The organism is Lacisediminimonas profundi (assembly GCF_008831265.1).
Taxonomy (GTDB): Bacteria; Pseudomonadota; Gammaproteobacteria; order Burkholderiales; family Burkholderiaceae_D; genus Lacisediminimonas; species Lacisediminimonas profundi.
Genome location: NZ_VTTH01000003.1, coordinates 566,202 through 571,881 on the forward strand (window position 1 = coordinate 566,202; position 5,680 = coordinate 571,881).

Below are 5,680 nucleotides of genomic sequence, written 5' to 3' on the forward strand. Positions count from 1 at the left end.
GCGTGTTCTTACCCCAGTTCGGTTCAGGCGCTCGGGTATAATCGAGGTTTCCTTTCCAGACAGACGATTGCTTCACGCGGCCCTGCCGCTCGCTGTCGCATCCCTTCGATTTCGCCATGCTGATCCTGCCGGGCTCGAATGCCCTGTCTTCCTTCCGTACCCAACGTCTGTTAGCCAAGCTCCAGGACCTGGAGCCGTCGATTACCGGCGTGAGTGGCCGCTACCTGCATTTCATCGACGCGCGCGAAGCAGTCGGCGACCAGGGCCGCGCCCGGCTCGCCGCATTGCTGGAGTACGGCGAGCCCTTCGCCGGCCATGAGGAGGGCGAGCAATTCGTGGTGCTGCCGCGCTTCGGGACCATCTCGCCTTGGGCCAGCAAGGCCACCGACATTGCCCGTAATTGCGGCCTGTCGCAGGTACACCGGATCGAGCGCGGCGTGGTCTATTTCATCCAGCGCAAGGCGGGCCTGCTGGGCAAGCCCAATGCGCTGGAGCCACAGGCAGCCGAGGCAGTGGCCGGCTTGCTGCACGACCGCATGACCGAAGTCGTGGTGCGCGATGCGCAGCAGGCGGCTGGCCTGTTCCAGCCGCTGGAAGGGCGGCCGCTGGAATCGGTTGATGTGCTTGGCGGCGGCAAGCAGGCCTTGTTGACGGCCAACACCGAGCTTGGCCTGGCCATCTCGGATGACGAAATCGACTATCTGGTGGACGCATTCACCCGCGCCGGCCGCAATCCGACCGACGTCGAGCTGATGATGTTCGCCCAAGCCAACAGCGAGCATTGCCGGCACAAGATTTTCAACGCCGACTGGACCATCGATGGCGAAGCGCAGCAGCGCTCGCTGTTCTCGATGATTCGCAACACGCACGAGAAGCATCCGGCCGGCACCGTGGTCGCCTACAGCGACAATTCGTCGGTGATCGAGGGTGCGCAGGTGCCGCGTTTCCATGCGCGCGGGGCGCAGGAAGGGCACGTCTATCGCGAAAGCGAAGAACTGACCCATATCCTGATGAAGGTCGAGACCCACAACCACCCGACCGCGATCTCGCCGTTTGCCGGCGCTTCCACCGGTGCCGGCGGCGAAATCCGTGACGAAGGCGCGACCGGCCGCGGCGCGCGGCCGAAGGCGGGCCTGACCGGTTTCACCGTCTCCAACCTGATGATCACGCACTCGGTGCAGCCGTGGGAAAACGCGCGCGACGTGAACGAGCCGCCGGCGCAGCGCAAGGAGCACGCCCAGGGCGGCATCTACGGCAAGCCGGACCGGATCGCATCCGCGCTGCAAATCATGATCGACGGCCCGCTCGGCGGCGCCGCTTTCAACAATGAATTCGGCCGTCCCAACCTCACTGGTTATTTCCGCAGCTACGAACAGAACGTCGGCGGGCGCGTGTACGGCTATCACAAGCCGATCATGATCGCTGGCGGCCTGGGCAATATCTCCGCCGGCCACACCAAAAAGAACGACCTGCCGGTCGGCAGCCTGCTGATCCAGCTTGGCGGCCCCGGGATGCGCATCGGCATGGGCGGCAGCGCCGCTTCGTCGATGGCGACCGGCAGCAATACCGCCGACCTCGATTTCGACTCGGTCCAGCGCGGCAATCCAGAGATGGAGCGGCGCGCGCAGGAAGTGATCAACGCCTGCTGGGCAATGGGCGATGAAAATCCGATCCTGTCGATCCATGACGTCGGTGCCGGCGGCCTGTCGAACGCCTTCCCGGAAATCACCAATGACGCCAAACGCGGCGCCATCTTCGACCTGCGCAAGGTGCCGCTGGAAGAAAGCGGCCTGGCGCCGCGCGAGATCTGGAGCAATGAATCGCAGGAGCGCTATGTGCTGGCGATCGCGCCGGAAAGCCTGGAACTGTTCCGTGCTTTCTGCGAACGCGAGCGCAGCCCGTTCGCCGTGGTCGGTACCGCCACCGAAGAACGCCAGCTGAAAGTGATCGATCCAGAGCACGGCAATTCGCCGGTCGACATGCCGATGGATGTGCTGCTCGGCAAGCCGCCGAAGATGCACCGCGACGTGCGCCACGAAACACGGCAACTGACGCCGCTCGACCTGACCGGCATTGCGCTGGAAGATGCAGCCGAGCGCGTGCTGCGCCTGCCGACTGTCGCCGACAAGTCCTTCCTGATCACGATCGGCGACCGCACTGTGGGCGGCCATACTGTGCGCGACCAGATGGTCGGCCCGTGGCAGGTTCCGGTGGCCGACTGCGCCGTCACCACCATGGCACTGTCGGGATATGAGGGCGAAGCGATGGCGATGGGCGAGCGCACGCCGCTGGCGATCATCAATGCGCCGGCATCCGGCCGCATGGCGGTCGGCGAAGCCCTGACCAACATCGCTGCCGCGCCGATTGCCGATATCGGCGACATCAAGCTGTCCGCCAATTGGATGGCCGCCTGCGGCCAGCCGGGCCAGGACGCCGCACTGTATGACACCGTCAAGGCGGTCGGCATGGAGCTGTGCCCGGCGCTGGGCCTGTCGATCCCGGTCGGCAAGGATTCGCTGTCCATGCGCACCACCTGGAACGACGGCGAAGGCGACAAGTCGGTCACGGCACCGGTGTCGCTGATCGTCTCCGCCTTTGCGCCGGTGCCTGACGTCCGTTCCACATTGACGCCGCAGCTGCGCACCGACGCCGGCGAGACCTCGCTGATCCTGATCGACCTCGGACGCGGCAAGAACCGCTTGGGCGGATCGGTGCTGGCGCAAGTCATGCAGCAACTGGGCAACGAGGCGCCGGATATCGACCAGCCGCAGGACCTGAAAGCATTCTTCGCAGTCATCCAGCAACTCAACCAGGCTGGCAGTTTGCTGGCCTACCACGATCGTTCCGATGGCGGCCTGTTCGCCACCTTGTGCGAGATGGTGTTCGCCGGTCACTGCGGAGTGTCGGTCAACCTCGACATCCTGGCCATGGAAGGCGAGCACGCGGCGGATTGGGGCGACTCCAAGAACTGGGCCAGCCAGGTCGGCGAGCGCCGCAACGAGCTGACGCTGGGTGCCTTGTTCAACGAGGAACTGGGCGCCGTGATCCAGGTGCGCGCCGCCGCGAAATCGGAAGTCATGAACCAGCTTCGGGCCGCCGGCCTGGGTGCTTGCTCGCACATCATCGGCAAGACCAATGACCGTGACGTGGTCGAGTTCACCCGCGACGCCAAGGTGATTTTCAAGCGCCCGCGCGCCGATCTGCACCGCATCTGGAGCGAGACCAGCTGGCGCATTGCCCGGCTGCGCGACAATCCCGCCTGCGCCGACGCCGAATACGAGCGCTTGCTGGACGTTGCCGACCCCGGCATGACGCCGCACGTCACTTTCGACCAGCAGGAAGATATTGCCGCGCCTTACATTGCCACCGGCGCCCGTCCCCGGGTTGCCATCCTGCGCGAGCAGGGCGTCAACTCGCATGTGGAGACGGCGTATGTGATGCACAAATCTGGCTTTGAAGCGGTCGACGTGCACATGAGCGACCTGATTGCCGGGCGCGCCCGGCTGCAGGATTTCACCGGCCTGATCGCTGTCGGCGGCTTCTCCTACGGCGACGTGCTGGGTGCCGGCGAGGGCTGGGCCAAGACCATCCTGTTCAACGACAAGCTGGCGGAACAGTTTTCCGGCTTCTTCCAGCGTGGCGACACGTTCGGACTGGGCATCTGCAACGGTTGCCAGATGATGAGCAACCTGAAATCCATCATCCCCGGCGCCCAGGCCTGGCCCAAGTTCACGCGCAACAAGTCGGAACAGTTCGAAGCCCGTTTCGGCATGGTGGAAGTGGCCGATTCGCCTTCGATCTTCTTCGCCGGCATGGCCGGCACGCAGACCCCGATCGCGATCGCGCACGGCGAAGGCTTTGCCGATTTCTCGCAGACCGGCAACATGGGCGAAGCCCTGGTGGCGATGCGTTTCGTCGACAATCGCGGCCAGCCGACCGAGGCTTATCCGTTCAATCCGAACGGGTCGCCGCAGGGCATCACCTCCGTAACCACGGCCGATGGCCGTTACACGGTGCTGATGCCGCATGCCGAGCGTGTGTTCCGGTCGGTGCAGCAATCCTGGCATCCTGCCCAGTGGGGCGAAGATTCACCATGGATGCGGATGTTCCGCAACGCCCGCAAATGGGTCGGCTGATGGACCGCTTGAACTCCTGAGCCGGCTGCCGCCGATTCATATGCTTACCAACGTTCATGTCCTGCTGATCGGCGCGTTGCTGTGTCTGCTGATGATGCTGGTCATGCTGTCAATGTGGCGCAGCCGCATACCGGGCGTGAAGGAGTGGACCGGCGGCAACCTGCTGGGGCTTGCGGGATTCGTGCTGTATGCCTTCGGACGCGAACTGCCGCCGCTGATCGCGTATGAAGTGGCGAACGCCCTGTATGCGGCGGCGGGGGCAGCGGTGCTGGTCGGTTTTCGCCGATTCTTCGGACGGCCGGCGCATGTCCCGTGGGTCGTCGCCAGTGTCGCGGTGGTAACGGTGGCGGTGGCGATCTTTCATTACCAGTACGATTCATTCGTCGCGCGCACCAGCATCATTGCCCTGCACCAGTCAGTGATGGCGCTGCTGATCGGCCTGACGGTCAGGCGTTCGCGCGGTGCGCGGCGCTCGGTCTATCCCTACCTTTTCACCAAGTGCATGGCCGCACTCGTGATCAGCGGTCACATGGTGCGCATCGCGGTCCATGTGACCAATAGCGGCGAAATGACATCGCTGCTGCAACCCAGTCCGTGGAACCTGGTGTTCCTGTCGCTCGGCGCGCTGGTGCTGCCGGCACTGAGCTTCGGCGCGGTGCTACTGGTTCACGACACCATGCTGGCGAAGCTGGAAGACCTGGCAAATCACGACTTCCTGACCGGCGCCCTCACGCGCCGCGCGTTCTTCGAGTTGGCCGACCGGGAAATCCTGCGTTCGCGCCGTAGCGGTCGCAGCATGGCGCTGTTGCTGATCGACGTCGACCACTTCAAGCAGATCAACGACGCCCTTGGCCATGCCGAGGGCGACCAGGTGCTGGTCGACCTGGTCTTGCGGGCCGAATCGGTGGTCCGGAGCGGCATCGACCATTTCGCCCGGGTCGGCGGCGAAGAATTCGCCTTGCTGCTGCCCGAGACCGGCGGCGATGGGGCCGTGGGCGTCGCCGAGCGATTGCGCTTGCTGCTGCAAAAGTCCGATCCGGATTCGCACTCGGCCGGCTGCAGCGTCAGCATCGGCATTGCGGTTTCCCGCAAGGATGAGCCGCTGCGCGACATGATGCGGCGTGCCGACCTGGCCCTGTACCAGGCCAAGCAGCAAGGGCGCAACCGGGTGGTGCTGCAAGCTGCTTGAATGAGGCCGCGGCCGGTGCCGCTGCAAGCCTCTTTTTCCACTGATCTCCCGCGTGTTTCCACGCAAGCTGCGCAAAATCCTTCCTTCCTTCCTTCCTTCCTTCCTTCCTTCCTTCCTTCCTTCCTTCCTTCCTCCCCCGTCGTAGGCACTCCCTGAATTGGCCCCCTGTTGCCAAAATGCTATTTCCCGGCTGGATAGGGGCCCGTTCGGCTCACTTATTAACCGTTCGGTCATTTATAAGGGCAAAAATGCTAGCTGTCTGACTTGTAAGTAATGTTTCCAGATGTAATTTTGTGCTCTAATCGCACGTTGGAGTAATTGCGTTCTGACAACCTGACAGAGAAAGGGGAGTCTC

At 63.9% G+C, this 5,680-nt stretch carries 2 protein-coding genes; both read left to right on the forward strand.

All coding sequences use genetic code 11. From position 1 onward, the window contains the following. Positions 1–116 precede the first annotated feature (116 nt). Positions 117–4,136 carry a phosphoribosylformylglycinamidine synthase gene (gene purL / locus FVE66_RS12305; protein WP_151447702.1) on the forward strand — a complete coding sequence of 1,340 codons (4,020 nt, stop codon included), beginning with the start codon at positions 117–119 and terminating at the stop codon, positions 4,134–4,136. A 40-nt stretch (positions 4,137–4,176) separates the two neighbouring features. Then, the gene (locus FVE66_RS12310) at positions 4,177–5,325 is read left to right on the forward strand and encodes a GGDEF domain-containing protein (RefSeq protein ID WP_161993267.1); all 1,149 of its coding nucleotides are present in this window, start codon (positions 4,177–4,179) and stop codon (positions 5,323–5,325) included. Positions 5,326–5,680: the final 355 nt, after the last annotated feature.